Annotated in this window: 18 protein-coding genes; 15 read left to right on the top strand and 3 right to left on the bottom strand. The window is 46.1% G+C overall.

The window, feature by feature from the left end; translation table 11 throughout:
- The first annotated feature begins 212 nt into the window (after positions 1-212).
- The 7 genes from nuoH to nuoN all read left to right on the top strand — a co-directional run bounded on the left by nuoH (position 213) and on the right by nuoN (position 7,958).
- On the top strand, positions 213-1,238 hold the full coding sequence (nuoH, locus tag AQUSIP_RS07685; protein WP_114833692.1) for an NADH-quinone oxidoreductase subunit NuoH: 1,026 nt from the start codon (positions 213-215) through the stop codon (positions 1,236-1,238).
- Positions 1,239-1,280: 42 nt separating this feature from the next.
- Positions 1,281-1,772, top strand: a complete 492-nt coding sequence (gene nuoI / locus AQUSIP_RS07680) for an NADH-quinone oxidoreductase subunit NuoI (RefSeq protein ID WP_114833691.1) — start codon at positions 1,281-1,283, stop codon at positions 1,770-1,772.
- Positions 1,773-1,869: 97 nt separating this feature from the next.
- Positions 1,870-2,496: an NADH-quinone oxidoreductase subunit J gene (locus AQUSIP_RS07675; protein ID WP_114833690.1), complete on the top strand. Its 627-nt coding sequence runs from the start codon at positions 1,870-1,872 to the stop codon at positions 2,494-2,496.
- A 124-nt stretch (positions 2,497-2,620) separates the two neighbouring features.
- Entirely contained in the window at positions 2,621-2,926 is a 306-nt protein-coding gene (nuoK, locus tag AQUSIP_RS07670) for an NADH-quinone oxidoreductase subunit NuoK (RefSeq protein WP_114833689.1), read from the top strand.
- A 38-nt stretch (positions 2,927-2,964) separates the two neighbouring features.
- The gene (gene nuoL, locus AQUSIP_RS07665; protein ID WP_114833772.1) at positions 2,965-4,905 is read left to right on the top strand and encodes an NADH-quinone oxidoreductase subunit L; all 1,941 of its coding nucleotides are present in this window, start codon (positions 2,965-2,967) and stop codon (positions 4,903-4,905) included.
- A 1-nt stretch (position 4,906) separates the two neighbouring features.
- Positions 4,907-6,463 (top strand): complex I subunit 4 family protein, encoded by a 1,557-nt coding sequence (locus AQUSIP_RS07660; RefSeq protein ID WP_114833688.1) that lies wholly within the window; start codon positions 4,907-4,909, stop codon positions 6,461-6,463.
- A 55-nt stretch (positions 6,464-6,518) separates the two neighbouring features.
- Entirely contained in the window at positions 6,519-7,958 is a 1,440-nt protein-coding gene (gene nuoN / locus AQUSIP_RS07655) for an NADH-quinone oxidoreductase subunit NuoN (RefSeq protein WP_232058655.1), read from the top strand.
- 69 nt (positions 7,959-8,027) lie between these two features.
- Here nuoN and AQUSIP_RS07650 read toward each other — a convergent pair whose 3' ends face one another.
- Positions 8,028-8,588, bottom strand: coding sequence for a hypothetical protein (locus AQUSIP_RS07650; protein WP_114833686.1), 561 nt, complete (start codon positions 8,586-8,588; stop codon positions 8,028-8,030).
- Between the two features lie 142 nt (positions 8,589-8,730).
- Complete coding sequence (locus AQUSIP_RS12365; protein ID WP_170131745.1) at positions 8,731-8,892, bottom strand: hypothetical protein; 162 nt, start codon at positions 8,890-8,892, stop codon at positions 8,731-8,733.
- A 122-nt stretch (positions 8,893-9,014) separates the two neighbouring features.
- On the opposite strand from AQUSIP_RS12365, the gene queA reads away from it, so the two are divergent.
- Complete coding sequence (gene queA, locus AQUSIP_RS07645; protein ID WP_114833685.1) at positions 9,015-10,088, top strand: tRNA preQ1(34) S-adenosylmethionine ribosyltransferase-isomerase QueA; 1,074 nt, start codon at positions 9,015-9,017, stop codon at positions 10,086-10,088.
- On the opposite strand, the gene AQUSIP_RS07640 is transcribed toward queA, so the two are convergent.
- The gene (locus tag AQUSIP_RS07640) at positions 10,075-12,003 is read right to left on the bottom strand and encodes a metallophosphoesterase (protein WP_170131744.1); all 1,929 of its coding nucleotides are present in this window, start codon (positions 12,001-12,003) and stop codon (positions 10,075-10,077) included. The genes queA and AQUSIP_RS07640 overlap by 14 nt on opposite strands.
- A gap of 218 nt (positions 12,004-12,221) precedes the next feature.
- Between AQUSIP_RS07640 and yajC the strand changes: the two genes are divergently transcribed.
- The 7 genes from yajC (at position 12,222) to AQUSIP_RS07605 (ending at position 20,202) form a co-directional block, all read left to right on the top strand.
- Entirely contained in the window at positions 12,222-12,584 is a 363-nt protein-coding gene (gene yajC / locus AQUSIP_RS07635) for a preprotein translocase subunit YajC (RefSeq protein ID WP_456151157.1), read from the top strand.
- Between the two features lie 47 nt (positions 12,585-12,631).
- Positions 12,632-14,506, top strand: coding sequence for a protein translocase subunit SecD (gene secD / locus AQUSIP_RS07630; RefSeq protein ID WP_114833681.1), 1,875 nt, complete (start codon positions 12,632-12,634; stop codon positions 14,504-14,506).
- 3 nt (positions 14,507-14,509) lie between these two features.
- Positions 14,510-15,445, top strand: coding sequence for a protein translocase subunit SecF (gene secF, locus AQUSIP_RS07625; protein WP_114833680.1), 936 nt, complete (start codon positions 14,510-14,512; stop codon positions 15,443-15,445).
- A 230-nt stretch (positions 15,446-15,675) separates the two neighbouring features.
- The gene (locus AQUSIP_RS07620) at positions 15,676-16,536 is read left to right on the top strand and encodes an HlyD family secretion protein (RefSeq protein WP_114833679.1); all 861 of its coding nucleotides are present in this window, start codon (positions 15,676-15,678) and stop codon (positions 16,534-16,536) included.
- 4 nt (positions 16,537-16,540) lie between these two features.
- Positions 16,541-17,458: an ABC transporter ATP-binding protein gene (locus AQUSIP_RS07615; protein ID WP_114833678.1), complete on the top strand. Its 918-nt coding sequence runs from the start codon at positions 16,541-16,543 to the stop codon at positions 17,456-17,458.
- A 6-nt stretch (positions 17,459-17,464) separates the two neighbouring features.
- On the top strand, positions 17,465-18,601 hold the full coding sequence (locus tag AQUSIP_RS07610) for an ABC transporter permease (protein ID WP_172621973.1): 1,137 nt from the start codon (positions 17,465-17,467) through the stop codon (positions 18,599-18,601).
- A 128-nt stretch (positions 18,602-18,729) separates the two neighbouring features.
- Positions 18,730-20,202 (top strand): multicopper oxidase family protein, encoded by a 1,473-nt coding sequence (locus AQUSIP_RS07605; RefSeq protein WP_114833677.1) that lies wholly within the window; start codon positions 18,730-18,732, stop codon positions 20,200-20,202.
- The last annotated feature ends 291 nt before the right edge of the window (positions 20,203-20,493 follow it).

Genomic DNA, 20,493 nt, shown 5'->3' with positions numbered 1-20,493 from the left:
TGGCCATTTTTGAGGGATGTTCATAAATTTGTCATCCTCGAGCGCAGCCTTGTCATCCTGAGCGCAACTTTGTCATCCTGAGCGTAGCGAAGGATCTTAAGGTGTATAAAAGAGATCCTTCGAGCAAACGTTCTCAGGATGACAGTGTTGCTGAACATTTTGTAAAAATGGCAGACAAACAAGCGGTACGGGACATGAGGTAAAAAAATAAAATGCTGGACAGCTTATTTTTAATAGCGATTATCCTTCTCAAGATTGTTGCGATCATCATTGGGCTCGTGGTGGTTGTGCTTTATCTCACCTATTTTGAGCGCAAGGTCATCGGCTATATGCATGTGCGTATCGGACCTAACCGTATAGGCCCGCGAGGTTTGCTCCAGCCATTTGCTGATACCATCAAACTCCTGACTAAGGAAATTATTGTTCCCACTGCATCGAATCGTTTTCTGTTTATAATCGCGCCCATTATTAGTTTTAGCACGGCGTTGATTGGCTGGGCGGTTATTCCTTTTGATAAGGGTGTGGTGCTGGCCAATATCAATGCGGGTGTTTTATATACACTTGCCATTTCATCTCTTTCTGTTTATGGCATTATGATTGCCGGCTGGGCTTCTAATTCTAAATACGCCATGTTTGGCTCGCTACGCGCTGCGGCGCAATCCATTTCTTATGAAATCGCCATGGGCTTTGCGCTGATTGGTGTCATGATGGCAGCCGGCTCACTCAACTTTCAGGATATTGTGAGTGCGCAAAATGGCGGCTTCTGGCGCTGGTACTGGTTGCCGTTACTGCCACTTTTCATTGTTTACTGGGCATCCGGTGTCGCGGAAACCAATCGTTTACCATTTGACGTGGCGGAAGGCGAATCAGAAATTGTGGCAGGATTCCATGTGGAATATTCAGGCGTGACCTTTGCTTTATTTTTCTTCGCCGAATATGTCAACATGACGCTGATCTCGACACTCGCTTCGCTGCTCTTTTTGGGCGGATGGTTGTCACCGTTTCAAGGCATTCCTTATCTCGATTCTCTTTTTGCCTGGGTACCGGGATTTGTATGGCTGCTAATTAAAGTCAGCTTTTTTCTCTATTGTTATTTATGGTTCAGGGCAACTTTCCCACGTTATCGTTATGACCAGATCATGCGTTTGGGCTGGAAGATTTTTATTCCGCTGACATTAATCTGGGTGGTGGTGATTGCCTTTGCGGTACATTTTAAAGTGAGCCCGTGGTTTGCATAAAATGAGTGCTCATCAGCACGCTAGAAATTAGAGGTTAAAAATATGTGGCGACGTCTTGCGCAATATGTAAAAAGTTTTTCGCTATGGGATCTCTTAACAGGGATGCGCGTCACGGGCCGTTATTTCTGGAAAAAGAAATTTACCATTCAATATCCGGAAGAAAAAACGCCTACCTCGCCGCGTTTTCGCGGTGTTCATGCCTTGCGCCGCTATCCAAACGGCGAAGAACGTTGCATTGCCTGCAAATTATGCGAAGCGGTTTGTCCCGCACTAGCCATTACGATTGAATCTGAACCACGAGCAGATGGTTCACGACGGACGACGCTGTATGAAATTGATTTGTTCAAGTGTATTTATTGTGGTTTTTGTGAAGAAGCTTGTCCGGTGGATTCCATTGTGCTGACTAACATGGCGGATTATCACATTACAGAACGTGGTGAAAATATTTTAACTAAAGAAAAGTTGCTCGCGATTGGTGATAAATATGAAGCTGAGATTGCTAAGGCTAGAAAAGAAGATCGGCCGTATCGTTGATGAGAGATCATCACGAAGGCCAAAAAGTTGTTACGTGATTTAAGAAGGTGCTTAAAGAATAGTTTGAAATGGGTTTACTAACAGTGGAAAAAATTTAATGCTGACACCTTTGCATATTATTTTTTATCTTTTCGCAACCGTTGCCGTATGCTCTGCGGTTGCAGTGATTACAGTGCGCAATCCCGTACGCAGCGTGCTGTCGCTTGTGGTGACCTTTTTTGCCATGGCCGGCATCTGGATGCTGTTGCACGCTGAATTTTTATCGCTGATTTTGCTGCTTGTTTACGTAGGCGCGGTAATGACACTGTTCCTGTTTGTGGTCATGATGCTGAGCATTGATAGAGAATCCGTCCGTAGCGGCTTCGTGCGTTATCTGCCGTTCGGTATCATTGTTGTGCTGATTATCACGGGATTAACTATTGCCGCTGTGGGGCCTGAAAATTTTGGTCTGACGCAGATGCCTGCGCCTGCGCCGGAGCCTCCCCATTTTAGTAATATCCGTGAGCTGGGCGCGGTACTTTATACGGATTATGCCTATCCTTTTGAGATTGCAGGCGTATTACTGCTCGCAGCCATTATCGCTGCCATCACGCTTACTCATCGCGGACCTGTGCGTCGCAAGGTGCAGGATGCAAATAAGCAGATTTCCGTACGCCCTGAAGACCGTGTGCGATTGGTAAAAATGCCCGCGGCGAAGAAAGAGAAAGGTAACAAAGAGGAATAGCAAGGTATTTTATTGTGTCCCACTTGTTGCAGCGTCTGGTATTAAAAAATCGAGTTCAGATAAAAGGGGTTAGAAAGTTTAAAATGAATCAAGCAACATTTTCACAAGATCAAGGTGAATAACCATGCCATCGCTGACTGAATTTTTAATCGTGGCCGCGCTCTTATTTGGTTTAGGCATTGCGGGTATTATTTTAAACCGTAAAAATATCATCGTGCTGCTCATGTCCATTGAGTTGATTTTGTTGGCTGTTAATACCAACTTTATTGCCTTTTCTTATTTTCTGCAAAATTACATAGGCCAGGTATTTGTCTTTTTTATTTTGACAGTCGCGGCGGCTGAAGCGGCGATCGGACTTGCGATTCTGGTTGTGTTTTACCGCAAACGCGGAACAATCGAAGTTCAAAATCTTGATGCATTAAAAGGATAGCGAAAGTGGAAAATCCTCTTATTTGGGTTGCACTCCTCATGACATTGTTGCCGCTGGCAGGTTCGCTGCTGGCGGGATTATTGGGCAAAGCGCTGGGTCGCGTATGGACTCATCGCATTGTGATTACACTGGTCGGCATTTCATTTTTATTGTCCTGCTACTTGTTTAAAGTCATTGTCCTGAATGGCCATCCGTCCGTGCAGGACAGCTTCTATACTTGGGCGACGGCAGGCATGCTTCGCTTTGATGTGGCTTTTCTCTTGGACCGCCTGAGTGCGACTATGGCGATGATTGTGCTTTTTGTTTCCTTCATGGTGCACATTTACACCATTGGCTATATGGCGGATGATCCAGGTTATCAGCGCTTTTTCAGCTATGTTTCCCTGTTTACTTTTGCCATGCTGATGCTCGTGCTTGCGAATAATTTCCTGTTGCTGTTTTTTGGCTGGGAGGGCGTGGGTCTCGTATCTTATCTCTTGATTGGTTTCTGGTTTAAACGAGAAGCCGCTGTCTTTGGTAGCCTCAAAGCATTTCTGGCCAACCGTGTGGGTGATATAGGCTTTATTCTCGCGACAGCAATGGTATTAATGTATTTTGATTCGCTCACCTATACTGACGTGTTTCGTCAGGTTCCCCTCATCGCGAATAGAATGATGGAATTCATCCCAGGTTATAGCGTACCGGTGGTTACCATGATTTGTTTTTTACTTTTTGTGGGTGCCATGGGCAAATCAGCACAAGTACCGTTGCATGTATGGCTGCCCGAATCCATGGAAGGTCCTACGCCGATTTCCGCACTGATCCATGCTGCTACCATGGTGACCGCCGGTATTTATATGGTCGCGCGTATGTCGCCTCTGTTTGAGTTTTCACCTGCTGCGCTTACCTTTATTCTTGTTATTGGCGGCACAACCGCTTTCTTCATGGGTCTCGTGGCCGTCGTCCAATATGACATCAAGCGCGTGATCGCTTATTCGACTTTGTCCCAATTGGGCTATATGGCAGTGGCTTTAGGCGCTTCTGCATATGATGCCGCGATTTTTCATCTGATTACCCACGCATTTTTCAAGGCGCTGTTATTCCTTGCGGCAGGTTCTGTGATTATCGCCCTACATCATGAGCAGGACATGCGTAAAATGGGTGGCCTTGCTGCTTATATGCCGATTACCTATATTACTTTTGTCATCGGTTCGCTCGCTCTCTGTGCAATTCCACCTTTCTCCGGATTTTATTCCAAGGACATTATCATTGAAGCTGTCAAATTAAGCACGGTGCCGGGTGCAGGTTATGCTTATCTCTGTGTGCTGGCAGGTGCATTTGTGACGCCGCTTTATATGTTCCGCGCGTTATTCATGACTTTTCACACGAATGAGCGCATGGATCCTCAATTGAGGGGCCACGTTAAAGAGTCGCCCTGGGTTGTTCTGGTTCCATTGATCGCGCTTGCCATACCTAGCCTGGTTGCCGGTCAGCTGCTCATTGGCCCCATGTTATTTGCGCCTGACAACTTATTGGGAAATAGTATTTTTGTGCTGCCTGAACACAATGTGCTAAACGCGTTATCAACCGAATACCCGGGTGCCAAGCTGATGGCGCTGGAAGCCGGTAAGTCACTCACATTCTGGTTTGCCATTGCCGGTATTTTTACGGCGTGGCTATTTACGGCGGGCGTTCCGCAATGGTCCAGACTATTTAAGGAACGGTTTGCCTGGGTTTATGCAATACTGGTGCGCAAGTATGGTTTTGATGATTTTAATCAGATTGTGCTGGTGCACGGAACACAGGATGCCGGCCATGTGTGTTATGAAGTAAGTGATGTGAAGATGATTGATACCGTTTGTGTGAATGGATCAGGTCGCTTCATTCAGTGGCTCGCGCGCGTGTCCCGGCGCATGCAAACGGGATATATCTATCACTATGCGCTAGCGATGGTGCTGGGCATTTTGGTCTTTTTAGTCTGGTACATGGTGGGATTCTGACATGTGGACGCAACTTCCTATTTTATCCATTGTGATTTGGCTGCCGCTGATAGGCGCCGTATTATGCCTTTGCACCGGCAGCGATAAAAACGCAAACATCGCACGCACGATTGCCGTGATTGTCGCGCTCGCCAGTTTTCTGCTCTGCATTCCCCTTTATTTAGGCTTTGATGCTGGCCGCTATGACATGCAGTATGTGGAAAACGTCTTGTGGATTCGGGCTTATAAAATCAATTACGCATTGGGTATAGACGGTATTTCGTTGGTCATGGTGATTCTGACCAACTTTACCGGATTGCTGGTTGTGATTGCCGGCTGTCACGCAATTAAAGTACGCGTCGCACAATACATGGCGGCTTTTCTCGTCATGCAGGGCATGATTGTCGGTGTATTCTGCGCGATGGATGCCATTCTCTTTTATGTTTTTTGGGAAGGCATGTTGATTCCCATGTATCTCTCCATTGGCATGTGGGGAAGCTCCAATCGCTCTTATGCCTCTATTAAATTCTTCCTGTTTACCTTTCTGGGTTCCATCCTGATGCTGGTGGCATTGATTTATCTTTACAATCAAACCGGCTCATTCATGATTCAGGATTTTTATGGCCTGGCGCTTAGCAAAACGACGGAGGAATGGTTGTTTTTTGCCTTTCTTCTTGCCTTTGCTGTCAAAGTACCCATGTGGCCGGTTCACACTTGGTTGCCGGATGCGCATACAGAAGCACCCGCGGGTGGTTCAGTGGTTCTTGCTGCATTAATGCTGAAACTCGGCATTTACGGGTTTCTACGCTTTAGTATGCCCATTACGCCCATTGCCTGCGAAAAACTCGCCTGGCTCATGATTGTGTTATCACTGATCGCCATTGTTTATATCGGATTAATCGCCATTGTGCAGTCGGACATGAAGAAACTGATTGCTTATTCTTCTATCGCACACATGGGGTTTGCGACGCTGGGCTGCTTCATGGTCTATGACATTGTGCAGCACATGCGTACGCTGCAGGATGCTTATATGAGTCTGGAAGGTGCGGTGATACAGATGGTGGCGCATGCTTTTGGATCAGGCGCGATGTTCCTTGGCGTGGGACTGCTCTCAGAACGGTTTTATAATCACAGCCGTCTCATCAAGGATTACGGCGGTGTTGCCAATACAATGCCTATTTTTGCCGCCTTCTTTATGCTGTTTGCCATGTCCAATGTGGGATTGCCGGGCACGGCTGGTTTTGTAGGTGAGTTCATGATCATCATGAGCGCTTTCCAGACTCACTTTTGGGTCGCAGCGACTGCTTCGCTGACGCTTATTTTAAGCGCATCCTACACTTTGTGGATGTACAAGCGCGTCTTCTTCGGCCCCATTGCGAATGAACATGTCGCCCAGTTTAAAGACATCACCTGGCTTGAGAAAGTGAATTATATTTTGCTGGCGGCAGGTGTATTTTTTGTCGGTTTGTATCCGCAACCCATCATTGACGTGTTGCGTGTCACCATTGGCCATTTACTGCTGCAAAGCATGCCGCCGGGACTGGCGATGAACATGCCCATGAGCGTGAATTTTGCTTGATAACAAAGATAGAGAGTGTCACTAAAAGTATTGAGGCTTAACAATGAATTTTTCAATGCCACAATTTTCAGCCGCTTTGCCGGAGATGTTTATCCTGAGCATGGCGTGCATTATTCTGCTGGTCGACGTTTTCGTTGCAGAGCGTTATCGCTTCGTGACTTATCTGCTTGTGCAGCTGACGCTGATTGGCGCGTTTTTTATAACCCTGCCGCAATATCGCGAGTATCCGGAACCCATCATTACGTTTGGTGGAAATTACATTGTTGATAAGCTTGCAATTCTGTCCAAACTGTTTATTTATGTATTCAGCTTTTTTGCGTTTGCCTATGCGCGGGACTACATCAAGTCACGCCGCATTGCGCGCAGTGAATATTATCTGCTAGGTCTTTTTTCCGTGCTGGGCATGTCTGTAATGGCTTCTGCTTACAGCTTTTTGACCATTTACCTTGGGCTGGAACTGCTCTCCCTTGTGCTTTATGCCATGGTGGCGATGTATAAGGAATCTGATCTTGCCGTTGAAGCGGCGATGAAATATTTTGTGCTGGGCGCGCTCGCTTCAGGCCTATTGTTATATGGTATTTCACTGTTATACGGCGTAACCGGGGACATTCAAATTGGCACGGTCGCTCAGGTTTTGGAAAAACAGCAGAATATGGTTCCGCTGGTAGCGCTGATTTTTGTGCTGGGCGCCCTGATTTTCAAATTTGGTGCCGTACCGTTTCATATGTGGGTGCCGGATGTTTATCAGGGAGCATCTACCCCTACCACTTTATTCATCGCAAGCGCACCCAAAGTTGCGGCGTTTGCTATCACTATTCGCGTGCTGGTTCAGGCTATGCCTAGCCTTTCTGTTACTTGGGGTCATGTGCTGATTGTGATTGCGATACTCTCCATGTTCCTGGGAAATCTGTTGGCGATCGCGCAATCCAACCTTAAACGCATGCTGGCTTATTCTTCTATCGCCCATATTGGTTATACCTTGCTGGGCATTTTAGCAGGTCCTTATGATCCTCAAGGGTATTCTGCAGCGATGTTCTATATTTCTACCTATGTTCTGGTCGCAGCCGGTGCGTTTGCGATTATTAGCATCATGAGCAAAGAAGGAATAGAGTTTGACAAGCTGGATGATTATCGCGGCTTGAATGCGCGCAATCCTTGGCTCGCTTTCATGATGCTGTTGTTGCTTTTTTCCATGGCTGGCGTTCCGCCTACCGTTGGTTTCTTTGCCAAACTAGGATTGCTGGAAGCCCTTGTGCAGGCGGATTATGTCTGGCTCGCTGTGCTGGCCCTGATTTTTGCTCTGATTGGTGCTTACTATTATCTGCGTGTGGTCATGCTCATGTACTTTGAAGAACCGGTGGACGGTGTGGGTAGCCTGCCGGTGATCATGTCTGCTGACATGCGTATTGCTATCAGCATTAATGGTGCAGCGGCATTGCTTTTGGGATTATTGCCCAGTTTCTTTATCGACTTGTGTCGTATTTCGGTGGGCTAGTTACTCGGAGCGCGCCTGTTTTTATACATCGGACCCCGCAACGCGTGCGGGGTAACAGGCTAAAGCCTGTTACTTTTTGCCTATCGAGCGGCCGGCGACATAGTCGCATATCTCTTTATCTACGCCTTTGGGTAAGTGATAAGTGTTTGAGGGTGTAGTAAGACCTTTCTTGTTGCAGCAGAGAAAGGTGAACCATTGTAGTTTTTTATAACCATCTTCTACTTTATCAGTCTGATTGGCATAGTCTTTGAGGATGTCCCATTTGCCTTTAAAATTATCGGGATGGCAAATAAGAGGCGGCATGGTTTTAAAATATTGATCGCTTGTCACGTTTAACGCTACCGGAGGAAGTGAAAAAAACCGGCCGGAGACAATTTTGCTGACAATAAAGTTACCATTTGGCTTCAGTGAAGATTGAACCTGGACTTCAAAAACAACAGGTGATGTTGCTGGATTGCCAAAGGAATCATAAGCCGAAGTCCTTTTCGCATAAAAAAGGGCTTCACCTTCGGTAAGAAAGAAGATGCATTTTTGTGGATGCGCTGCGGATAAGAGCGTTGCGGCGCCCTTTGCTACTGCGTTGAGTTCCAGGCTGGCACCGACCGCATAAAGTGTAATGAATGTACGCATTATTTTGTTCTCTTATGGGTTGAGCATATTATATTCAACCCATTATTAAGAGATTATTAAAACAGCTGGCTTCAAGCACAGGACTTGAATAACGTGACGGGACTAAAGATTCAGTAATTCGTTGATGAAATTGCATTTGTCATTAATTTGACTGCTTCAGCGGCCCAAGCTCTCGCAAGCGATAAATGAGTGACTGGATGGCTTTGGTGAGCTCATCGCTCATCGCGTCAACGGCAGGTTGCTCCTGCTCAGTGTTTCGCTGATTGCGATAAGTATCCAGATCTATAATATTTCCCTTTTTCATATACCAATCCTTGGTTTAAAATATGAAGTTAGTCTAAAATTTATATAATTTGATGACTATTTGGTATCAGCAAAAATCAGTTTAATCATTAAGCTAATGCTTACAACAGTGAAGAATACCCCATGCAGTTAAATGACTTTCATTTTCCTTTGCCCACCGAGCTGATAGCTCGTTATCCGCTGGAAACCCGCAGTGCGAGCCGGCTGTTATGCATTAATACTATCCAAAACGATTTGGTTCACCGCGAATTTAGCTCGTTAATTGATCTTATTGATGAGGGGGATTTGCTGGTTTTTAACGATACTAAAGTCATTCCAGCCCGATTGTTGGGACAGAAAATCACCGGTGGAAAAGTGGAAGTACTGGTTGAGCGGGTACTGGATGATCAGCGAATTCTTGCCCTGGTTCGGGCAAGCAAGGCACCCAAGATCGGTGATCTATTTATCTTCACACCCGATGTCAGGCTAGAAGTGTTGGGCAGGCGGGATCAATTTTATGAATTAGGCTACCTTGACACTACGCATTCCATTCTGGAGATGATTGAGTCCATTGGCCATATTCCTTTACCACCTTACATGCGCCGGATGGCGGATGACCTGGATAAGATCCGTTACCAGACGGTCTACGCGAGGCATAAAGGTTCAGTTGCTGCACCCACAGCGGGGCTTCATTTTGATGACATCCTATTACAACAATTGCGCGAGAAAAACGTCGCGATGGGCTATTTGACGCTTCATATTGGCGCAGGCACGTTTGCGCCGGTACGTTCGGAGAGGATTACCGAGCATAAAATGCATGCGGAATATCTGGAAGTACCGGCAGAACTTTGCCATCAGATTGAAGCGGCAAAATCACGCGGCAATCGCGTCATCGCCGTTGGCACGACTAGTATGCGGGCGCTTGAAACAGCCAGTCAGAGCGGTACGATTGCGCCGTATCATGGCGAGACCAGTATCTTTATTTATCCCGGTTATCAATTCCGCTGTGTCGATGCGCTCATTACCAATTTGCATTTGCCTTGTTCAACGCTACTGATGCTGGTTTGTGCTTTTGGCGGCTATGAGCGGATCATGCATGCCTATCGGGAAGCGGTTGCGCAATCGTACCGCTTTTATAGTTATGGCGATGCCATGTGGATAGATTCTCCCTTGCAGAAGCACAAGCAAACAAACGTGCCGGACTTTAGAGCAATTTAACTTCTTGTCTTACGGGCACATCAGCGAGCAAATCACTCAATTCCTTTAGCTCCTTGCCATAGGTTTCTTTCATGCACCCATTTAAAAGGGTGATAAGTGAATTGGTAGTAGGCTTGGTAATAAAAAGCGTCGAAACCAAATCCTGTTCCCATTTTGCCATCATGTATACGGTTTTAATTGTAGTAACTAAATCATCTGGTTCAGCATTGCTGATGTAAGCCCAGATTTCATGAGCACGATTAACGCCTGTTTCGCCATGACTTACATTACCGTGGATAGGATTGAGCCCTAAATATTTCCCTTCTTCCTCGGTCTGTTTGATATCAAGAAAGCTAAAATATTTATCAAGCGCATTTTTGACCGTTTTGCAAAAACCAGTAATCTGCTCCCGTTCCTTCACGCTCATTGTGGAAGGAAAATGGCGAATAGGTTCAGCGCTTTTATTGTTAAAGATTAGATGGAAGGTTCGCTCAATAGGCTTGCTTGTTGTTGCATAAAGCGAGTAATGCACTAGTGTTGGATCCTGCGCATCACAAACGACTTCGGCAAATCCATGGTGTTTGAGAAAGCAGCCCAGATATTGCTGGTCAGTAAAACCCAATCTGCTCTGTAATTTTCCACCGCCACCGCCGCATGTTAACTGACACATTTCATAATAATGCGACCCAGTATTATTGCTGTTACTGCTTTCTTCCTTTTTTTCCTGTGAAGAAAAAGGTTTATTGTTGTAGAAATAAATATCGTGGTCGTGCGCAGCCAAGATACTGTCAAATACCAAGTTTTGCTCTCTGAATACTTCTCTAATCATCAGATTGTAAGAGGTATCTTTTTCGATTTTAAAGCGCGCCTTGATTCTCTCCCTGTCTTTTTTGTCAGGCAGATAAAGCTTAGCGTCAGAGTGGAAAGCGCGTTTGCCAGGCGTAAAAGGAGGATGATGTAAAGCCAGCAGAGTGCGTCTACCTGCTTTCTTTGCTGCGGCCATTCTGTCTTCCAGCCATTTTGCCTGGTTATTCGGATTGATTGTTCCTTTTTCATCGATAATAATTTTGCGCTTTATAAATTCGTCCGTAACAATATGGATAAGGGCTTTATCGCAAACAGCATGCTTGCGGGCATATTCCTGCGCGAATTTAAAAGCGGTATTATCTTCGGAAATGGTGATATTCCCATTGAGATGCACCAGATAGTTTTGGAAATCCTGATAATCCAAATAATCCAGATAATCTTTTACATATGTGTTCGAATCAATGCATAAAATCTCAGTGTTGCCTTTTACTAGTGAATACGTACGTGCAGGCATGTTCCAGCCTTGTAGCTGATCCAGGTCGACCATGCAGGCATTGCTGGGTAAACGATATGTATTGGTGGTCGGCACTGCGCTGGGATTGAGCGGAATGTTGTATACATCTTCTTGTGCGCTGAGATAGGTATAAGCGACTTGAAATAATCCTCGCTCAGGGCCTTTGAGTGACAATGGTAAACTTGCATTATGCAAGTCCTCATCATGATTGCCGAGGATAAGAAAGTAGGGGATGTCTTTCAACTCAGGATGGACACGATAAATATTTTCAAAACACTCGGCAAAGCCCGTATCATCCGGAGAGCTTGCTCCGCTGTCGTAAATATTGTCGCCGGTGATAAGGATAAAATCTGGCCGTCTTCCGGTTTTTTTAATAAATTCGGCAAGCTGTTTGGCTACTTTTTTTTGCGAGTCTTTTGCATTTCCCTGGCAACCAATGACCAAAAATCGTAACTCTGGGTCGGTTTCCGGAGCAATGGGTGTATCCAGCATGTTTTCTTCCGCTTTTAGCGAATTCTTTTCTTTTTTATCAGAAGCAGAGGTTAATACAATTACCTTTGGATTTGCTTGTCTTGCAATTTCAAGGGCCTCGCCAGCAGTCAGCTTTTTTAACATGATTACCATTTCCTCGTTTATTAGCATGTATTCTAGTGACTAATTCTTATCAAAATATTAGGACGTTAGCGCGCAAGCTGCTTTTTGAAGCGGTAAGGGGATGATTGGATTCATTAATTGGAGCAAGAAAGGCATCTAATTGATTTTTCTGGTTTGACGGCAGGCGGAAACCGCTTATAATCTTTCCATTTTCCGCACTCCAAAAAAGGTAAAGGCCAATGATGGAACAAATAATGAATTTTTTTATTCCGCTGGCGAAAGCACAGTCGCAAGGATCCATGCCTCCTCCCGGCCCCCAAGGTGGTGGAATGTCCTTAATGGTTATGTTTGTCATTTTCTTCTTGTTTATCTATTTTGCTATCTGGCGGCCACAGACCAAACGCGCTAAAGAGCAGCAAAATTTGCTGAATTCGCTAGCCAAAGGTGATGAGGTGATGACAGCGGGCGGGATTCTGGGACGTATCATCAAGTTGAGCGACAAGTATATTACCTTGTCAGTCGCCAATAATGTGGAAATTCTCATGCAGAAATCCGCTGTGGTGAGCGTACTGCCAAAGGGAACATTAAAATCGATCGAATAACGCATCGGTTTGCAGTATATAATCAATAAATAGGACACTATCTGCTCATGGCAGCTTTAATAAATCGCTATCCATTCTGGAAATATCTCCTGATCGTCTTTGTCATTGTAGCCGCATTTGTCTATGCTGCACCTAATTTGTATCCGGAATATCCGGCTGTACAAATTATGGGGACCAATTCCTCTGAGGTAGATAACAGCACTCTGGAAGCGGCCAAGAATGCTCTGCAGGGAGCTGGCATTACGTATCTGGATGTTCAATTCCAGGGGCAGACCTTGTTGTTTCGTTTTCAAACAACAGATGATCAGCTGAAGGCGAAGGAAGTCATTCAGCAATCGCTGGGCGATCACTATCTTGTTGCCTTAAACCTCGCTAGTACAACACCCGGCTGGTTAAAATCCATCGGCGCTATGCCCATGCGGCTGGGCCTGGATTTGCGCGGCGGGGTGCATTTTTTACTGCAGGTAGATGTTGATTCCGTCATGCAGCAGCGCATTGAAGGTGATTTACGCAGCATCGGCCAGGCATTGCGTGATGAACGTATTCGCTATTCCGGCATTACCCGTAAATCAGATAACCAGGTCGTCATTCAGTTCCGATCCCAGGATGCGCAGGATGCGGCTTATTCTTTTGTCATGCGCCGTTATACTGAATTTAGCTGGGAGAAAAACCAGCCGAGTGAGCATGAATTTATTTTACAGGGCAAATTGTCTCCGCAGGCTCTTTTCCAGGCTCGGGAAGAAACCCTGGAGCAGGCGATGAACACCCTGCGGAACCGCGTTAATGAATTGGGCGTTTCAGAAGCCATTGTGCAACAGCAGGGAGAATCCCGGGTCGCTGTTGATCTGCCAGGCATTCAAGATACCGCAGAAGCCAAAAATATTTTAGGCAAGACGGCAACATTGGAATTCCACATGGTGGATACAGAACATCATGCTGCGTTAGCTGCAGAACAGGGTGTGGCACCGCCCGATACGCGTCTTTACAACTATAACGGACAGCCCATTCTGTTAAAAAACCAGATTGTATTGCGTGGTTCTTCCATTGTGGCCGCGACTTCCGGTTTTGGCGAAGATGGCCGTCCCAATGTACAAGTCCGGTTAAGTGGCGCGGGTGAGGGCCTGTTTACCAAAGTCACGGCTGAAAATATCGGCAAGCCGATGGCGGTAGTGTATGTTGAAATCAAATCCGTCCCTAAAACTGAAAACGGCAAGCAGACAATCGCCTATCAGACAGAACGCCGCATCATTAGCGTGGCCACGATCCAAAGCGCCCTCGGGAGTAATTTCCAGATCACAGGTCTCGCAAGCCAAAACGAGGCGCGGACATTGGCACTGTTATTGCGTGCCGGCGCCTTGCCTGCACCCGTGACCATTATCGAAGAACGCCAGGTGGGGCCAAGTTTAGGTAAGCAGAATATACGCATGGGCGTACTTTCCGTTGAAGTCGGCATGGGCCTGGTGGTGATCTTTATGGCACTCTATTACGGCTTGATGGGAGTGATTGCTGACATTGCGCTTGCCATGAACCTTGTGCTGATTGTTGCTGTTCTGTCTATGCTTGGCGCGACACTGACGCTGCCCGGTATTGCGGGTATTGTGCTGACAGTAGGCATGGCCGTGGATGCGAACGTGCTGATTTTTGAGCGTATTCGCGAAGAACTCAGACGGGGAATGGGCGTGCAGTCAAGCATTCATGCAGGCTATGAGCGCGCATTTATTACCATTCTCGATGCCAATCTGACAACCCTGATCGTGATGATGATTCTGTTCAGCCTCGGTTCCGGCACGGTGAAAGGATTGGCCATTACGGTGACAGTGGGTCTTATTACATCAATGTTTACTGCGATCATGGGCACGCGTGCTTTAGTTAATCTGATTTATGGCGGTCGTTCAATCAAGCGTATTTCTATTGGGATCTGACACATGGAATTTTTTAAACAGAATACAAACATTGATTTTATGGCCCAGCGCAAATGGGCGGCAGTCTTGTCTATCATTTTTTTTCTGTTTTCCCTTGGTTCACTCGCGGTTTATGGATTGAATTTGGGTTTGGACTTTACTGGCGGTACGCAGATCCAGCTCAGTTTTCCAGAAGAAGCCAATTTGGGACAGATACGCTCTAATCTGGAAACAGCCGGTTTTCATGATGCTGTTGTCATCAGTTATGGCACGTCAAAAGACGTATTGGTCACCCTGGTGCCAAAGAACAAAAAAGCAGTAGAAATGGATAATGAGGCCCAAACCGAAATGGTTAACCAGGTAATGAAAACCTTGCCGGGCAGCAAGGTGGACGCGGTCAATTACATTGGCCCGCAGGTGGGCAAGGAAATGGCAGGTAAAAGTATTCTTGCCATCATCTTTGCTCTGCTGGGTACGATGATCTATATTGCCTTCCGGTTTGATCTGCGTTTTGCAATTGGTTCAACAGTGGCATTGATTCATGATCCTATCCTTATCCTAGGTGTGTTCTCCTTCTTTAATATCGAGTTTAATCTCATTACCCTGGCGGCTGTTTTGACCGTGATAGGTTATTCACTGAATGATACGATTGTCATTTTTGATCGTGTACGTGAAAATTTTCGCAAGATGCGTAAAGCAAGCGTCCTTGAAGTGATGAATGTATCCATCAATCAGACATTGTCGCGCACCATCATGACTTCCGTGCTGACCTTGATTGTGGTGCTCGCGCTCTTTTTCCTGGGCGGCAGCTTGCTGTATGGATTTTCACTGGCCTTGATCATCGGTATTGCCGTGGGTACTTATTCTTCTATTTATGTGGCAGGCTCATTGACCATTTCATTGGGACTTAACCGGCAGCATCTCACGCCGCAACGTAAAGAGGCTGATGAACGGCCTTAGTTTGAATTTTCTTGCTTTAATACTATTTGATTTTCGCTGTTTGTTCTCCCATCCTGTCATATATTCCCTTGTCGCCCCGCACTTGTTGCGGGATGACATTTTTCGTGCGGGATGACTTTTCGCGTATAGGATGACTTTTTGCGAGTGGGAGGTGGCATTTTTTACGGTACTCCATCAAATAAAATCAATGTTATGATGATTAAAACAAGGATAAGCAAAGGAAACCACGGATGCGTTTTATCAGACAGGCATCAATTCTTTTGGTCTGCATACTGTTCGCGAGCGGCTGCTCGCGTCAACCCGAGCATGCAGAGGCGCAGGGTTATATAGAAGGCAGCTATACATACATGGCCACCAGTGTTTCCGGTGTAGTGGAGCAGCTACTGGTTAAGCGGGGTGACAAGGTTAAGCAGGGGCAGCGATTATTCGTGCTGGAACAGCAGCCGGAAAGCGATGCCTATCAGGCAGCGCAGGAAAACCTCAAGCAGGCGGTGGCAAGCCGGGACGCGACTGCGGCGAATCTTGCTTTCGCAAAAATTACGTATGAACGATACAAAATATTAGTCCCCAAAAATGCTATCGAAAGATCCCAGCTGGATAGCGCTAAATCAAATTACAATGCGCTTATCGCCCAGCTTGCTCAAGCTAATGCAAATATTGCTTCCTCAAAAGCAGCCCTTGCCCAGGCAAAATGGACCAAGGAACAAAAAACAATTAACGCGCCAGTGGAAGCGGTGGTTTTTGATACGTATTACCGACTGGGTGAATATGCCGCTGCCAATGAAGCTATTTTGTCGCTGCTTGCGCCGGGAAATGTCAAAGCAGTTTTTTTTGTCAGTGAATCGCAGCTGGGTGGTATTCGGGTGAATGACCAGATCAAGCTGGCCTGCGATGGCTGTACACAATCCTATACGGGCAAAATTACTTTTATTTCGCCTTCAGCGGAATATACACCGCCAGTGATTTATAGCACTGAAACCAATGAAAAGCTGGTGTATCGTGTTGAAGCAAGGTTCGCGCCTGAAGATGCGTACCAACTGCATCCTGGCCAGCCGATCTACGTCACTTATTATCCGCGTAAACAGGGATAATGTGATGACCACAACGGATGAATATGTCATTGATGTGCGTGATTTAACCAAAAGTTTCAACGGAAAGCGGGCGGTTAATCACGTTTCGCTTCAGGTAAGGCGCGGGGAAATTTTCGGTTTCCTGGGCCCGAATGGCAGCGGTAAAACCACTACCATTCGCATGTTATGCGGTCTCATGACGCCGGATTCAGGCGAAGGAGAATGTTTGGGCTATGATATCTTGCGTGAAACCCGCATGATTAAACCACTCGTTGGTTATGTCCCTCAAATCTTCAGTCTTTATCAGGATATGACAGTAAGAGAAAATCTTGAATTTGTATCGCGCATGTATGGTGAAAAAGACTATGCCAGCCGTACGAAAAAAATGATGGCTGATTTGGAACTGGATAAGTTTGAGAATGTACTGGCGGGAAGACTATCCGGCGGCTGGAAACAGCGATTATCGCTGGGCGCTGCCTTGATACATGATCCTAAGTTGCTGCTGCTGGATGAGCCCACTGCAGGTGTTGACCCCAAGGCCAGACGTGAATTCTGGAATTATATTTCTAATTTGACTTCGCAAGGCATTACGTCATTGGTTAGCACGCACTACATGGATGAAGCAGAACGGTGCAATCGACTTGCCTATATTGTCTATGGCGATTTGATGGCGCAAGGCACTATTCCAGAGATTATCAATCACGCCGGATTGATCACCTGGGCTGCAACAGGCCGCCATCTTACCCGGCTTGCGGAGGCGTTGCAAAATCAGCCGGGCATTGAGCAGGTGATTGCATGGGGTAATGAATTACGCATCTGCGGTACAGATCTCGATTTGATCCAGCAAGCTGTTAATCGCTTTCCTGATTATAAATGGGAAGAAGTGCCTACCAACCTCGAAGCGGTATTTATTCATTTGGTAGCCGAAAGAACGGGGGGGTAGTGCGAAATGATCAGGCAACTTTCTTTATTCCGTTTATGGGGGCTCATTATAAAAGAGTTTATCCAGTTCAAACGCGATCACAGCACTTTCGCCATGGTTATTTCTTTACCTGTTGTGCAGCTTATTTTATTTGGTCTTGCCATCAATACGAATCCCAGAGACTTACCCAGTGCGTTAATTAATTTTGACCGCGGCCCTTTTTCGCGCTCATTAGTATACGGGTTGGAAAACACAAAATATTTTAAGTTCGATCATTTTCCCAAATCGGAAGCCGAAGCGACACGGCTCATTGAGCGGCATCAGGTTTTGTTTACGCTCACGATACCCAGTGATTTTTCCCGCAAGTTAGTGCGGGGTGAATATCCGGCTGCCTTGCTCGAAGTGGATGGTACAGATCCTGTTTCCGTCGGATCGGCGGTTTCTGCGGCGACGGGGGTGATGGCCACCGTGTTTCAATATGATCTGGTAGGGCCTTTAGACGGATTAAACGCGAAGCCGGGTGCCGCCGAATTACGGATTCACACAAAATATAATCCCAGCGCGATTACGCAGTACAACATTGTGCCTGGGTTGCTGGGTACGGTACTCACCATGACCTTTGTGATGGTCGCTTCCATGGCGCTTACGCGTGAGCGCGAACGGGGAACGATGGAAAGCTTGCTATCCACACCGATCCGTCCCGTTGAAGTCATCGTTGGAAAGGCGACGCCTTTTATCATTGTTGGTTATTTGCAAGTGGTGATCGTGATTTTTCTGGCTGTCTGGTTTTTTAAAATTCCTCTACTGGGCAGTGAGCTGACCTTGCTAGTGGTCACTTTGCCATTCATTCTGGCCAATCTTTTTGTGGGTATCATGATTTCCACCTTAGCAAAAACACAGCTGGAAGCAAGCCAGATCAGTATGTTTTTCTTTTTGCCTTCTCTTCTGCTTTCCGGTTTCGCCTTTCCTTTTAAAGGCATGCCGTTTTGGGCGCAATGGATTGGCAATGTGCTGCCGCTGACGCATTTTATCAATATCGTACGGGGAATCATGTTAAAAGGCATTGGGTTTGCCGATATATGGGTGGATTTGTGGCCCATCATTCTTTTTATGCTGGTGATGTTATTGATTGCGTTAAAGCGTTATAGACGTACATTGGATTAGTAAGCGCGGATAATAGTTTTTACGATACCGCTATTCTGGCGCATTCAATTCGGGCCGCTGTTTTGCCTCTGCTGCTATTTTGCGATAAAGTGGCAGTAATATCAGGAAATAGTCAAGGACTGACGGCAATGATACGGAAATCATTTCATATTGCACTACTCTTTCTGTTCTTTATCGCTTTCCCTTCCACGCACGCCGCGGCTTCTGCCAAACAGGTTCATCTGCAAGTTATTGAGAAAACTATCAGGGTGAATGGAAAAAAGAGTAAGGTATTTGGCATTCAGCAGCGGAATGGCAAGTTTGGCTTAACCGGCAAAGAGGGAGATCTTTTTAACGTCGTTGTTGAAAACAAAACACAAGTTCCCCTAGTGCTGCACTGGCACGGTATATTGAGCCCAAATGATGACGACGGTGTACCTTATGTGACACAGTTACCCATCCAGCCCGGAGAAAGTTACCCTTATGAGTTTAAATTAAAACAGGCGGGAACGTACTGGTTTCACTCCCATTATAAATTGCAGGAACAAAAACTGATGGCGGCGCCGCTTATTATTTATGGCGCCAATGAAAAACCAGAAAAAGAAGCCATGCTATTTATTCAGGATTTTACTTTTGAAAACCCCAGGGAAGTGTACGCAAAGTTGAGAGGCAATCTTCAGCAGGCGGCAGCATCCAGCGACAAGATGCCTATGGACATGCCAACGATGGGCAAAAAGATGGCCATGCCCGATGTGAGCGATGTTAAATTTGATGCTTATCTCACCAATCACCGCACACTTAGCAATCCCCAGGTGATACGCGTAAAACCAGGCGAGACGGTTCGTCTTCGCATTATTAACGGTTCTGCCAGCAGCAATTACTATGTGGATCTGGGCAAACTGCAGGGTACCTTGTTTGCGGTGGATGCAGAGCCTGTGCAGCCGGTGCAGGGTTCACGGTTTCAGTTAGCCATCGGTAATCGGTTGGATATTCGCGTGCAAATCCCACCAGGCCAAGGCGCTTATCCTATTTTGGCGCTGCCGGAAGGCACGCGTCAGCGTACAGGTTTGATTTTGGCAACGACGCATGCAGCGGTTCCCAGGCTCTCTGAAACAACAGAGTCAGTGAACCCGGTTCTGAATGATGAGCAGGAAAAAAAATTAAAAGCATTGCATCCTTTTCCTTTGCGACCTATCAAGCAGTCACTGCTTTATAACCTTGAAGGTGACATGAAGACTTATCGATGGACTATTAACGGTGAGGTATGGCCTTATGTAACACCCTACAAGGTCAAACCAAATCAGCGCATTGAACTCTATTTCAATAATAAAAGCGGTATGGCACATCCCATGCATTTTCATGGACATGTTTTTCAGATTACCGAAATTAACGGCAAGAAAATAAATGGCCGCAAAGGTGATTCAGTGAATGTCATGCCGCATTCAACCATGAAAGTGGTGCTGGATACAGAAAACCCCGGCATTTGGATGCTGCATTGCCATATTTTGTACCATCAAATGGGCGGCATGATGACCACTGTTAACTATGAAAATTATCCCGAAAGATTTACCACAGAGCAGCGTGTAAAAGGTGAACAATTATATGATTTATCTCCTTTTTAATTAGCTCGACATGAAGATGGGTTGTTGAAAAAAGATACTTGTTGAAGTATAAAGCATGTTTTTAATACCGTATTTTGCCATTTTTGACAAATGCTGCTGATTCTATAGAACGGCTGTCACCCTGAGAGCGTTTTTTTGTTCGAAGGATCTCTAAATGTACAAGAGGAGATCCTTCGCTGCGCTCAGGATGACGAAGTTGCGCTCAGGGTGGCAAAGTTGCGGGGCTCAGGATGACAAAGTTGCGCGCCCAGGGTGGCAAATTTGTGAACATCTGTAAAAATGGCCAAAGTT

The organism is Aquicella lusitana, assembly GCF_902459475.1.
Classification (GTDB): Bacteria; Pseudomonadota; Gammaproteobacteria; order DSM-16500; family DSM-16500; genus Aquicella; species Aquicella lusitana.
This window is presented reverse-complemented; position numbering and strand designations above follow the sequence as displayed.

Bases quoted from the DNA above. Each gene is read 5' to 3' on its own strand.
- nuoH (WP_114833692.1), top strand. From the start codon at position 213: ATGCTGGACAGCTTATTTTTAATAGCGATTATCCTTCTCAAGATTGTT.
- nuoI (WP_114833691.1), top strand. From the start codon at position 1,281: ATGTGGCGACGTCTTGCGCAATATGTAAAAAGTTTTTCGCTATGGGAT.
- AQUSIP_RS07675 (WP_114833690.1), top strand. From the start codon at position 1,870: ATGCTGACACCTTTGCATATTATTTTTTATCTTTTCGCAACCGTTGCC.
- nuoK (WP_114833689.1), top strand. From the start codon at position 2,621: ATGCCATCGCTGACTGAATTTTTAATCGTGGCCGCGCTCTTATTTGGT.
- nuoL (WP_114833772.1), top strand. From the start codon at position 2,965: ATGACATTGTTGCCGCTGGCAGGTTCGCTGCTGGCGGGATTATTGGGC.
- AQUSIP_RS07660 (WP_114833688.1), top strand. From the start codon at position 4,907: ATGTGGACGCAACTTCCTATTTTATCCATTGTGATTTGGCTGCCGCTG.
- nuoN (WP_232058655.1), top strand. From the start codon at position 6,519: ATGCCACAATTTTCAGCCGCTTTGCCGGAGATGTTTATCCTGAGCATG.
- AQUSIP_RS07650 (WP_114833686.1), bottom strand. From the start codon at position 8,588: ATGCGTACATTCATTACACTTTATGCGGTCGGTGCCAGCCTGGAACTC.
- AQUSIP_RS12365 (WP_170131745.1), bottom strand. From the start codon at position 8,892: ATGAAAAAGGGAAATATTATAGATCTGGATACTTATCGCAATCAGCGA.
- queA (WP_114833685.1), top strand. From the start codon at position 9,015: ATGCAGTTAAATGACTTTCATTTTCCTTTGCCCACCGAGCTGATAGCT.
- AQUSIP_RS07640 (WP_170131744.1), bottom strand. From the start codon at position 12,003: ATGTTAAAAAAGCTGACTGCTGGCGAGGCCCTTGAAATTGCAAGACAA.
- yajC (WP_456151157.1), top strand. From the start codon at position 12,222: ATGATGGAACAAATAATGAATTTTTTTATTCCGCTGGCGAAAGCACAG.
- secD (WP_114833681.1), top strand. From the start codon at position 12,632: ATGGCAGCTTTAATAAATCGCTATCCATTCTGGAAATATCTCCTGATC.
- secF (WP_114833680.1), top strand. From the start codon at position 14,510: ATGGAATTTTTTAAACAGAATACAAACATTGATTTTATGGCCCAGCGC.
- AQUSIP_RS07620 (WP_114833679.1), top strand. From the start codon at position 15,676: ATGCGTTTTATCAGACAGGCATCAATTCTTTTGGTCTGCATACTGTTC.
- AQUSIP_RS07615 (WP_114833678.1), top strand. From the start codon at position 16,541: ATGACCACAACGGATGAATATGTCATTGATGTGCGTGATTTAACCAAA.
- AQUSIP_RS07610 (WP_172621973.1), top strand. From the start codon at position 17,465: ATGATCAGGCAACTTTCTTTATTCCGTTTATGGGGGCTCATTATAAAA.
- AQUSIP_RS07605 (WP_114833677.1), top strand. From the start codon at position 18,730: ATGATACGGAAATCATTTCATATTGCACTACTCTTTCTGTTCTTTATC.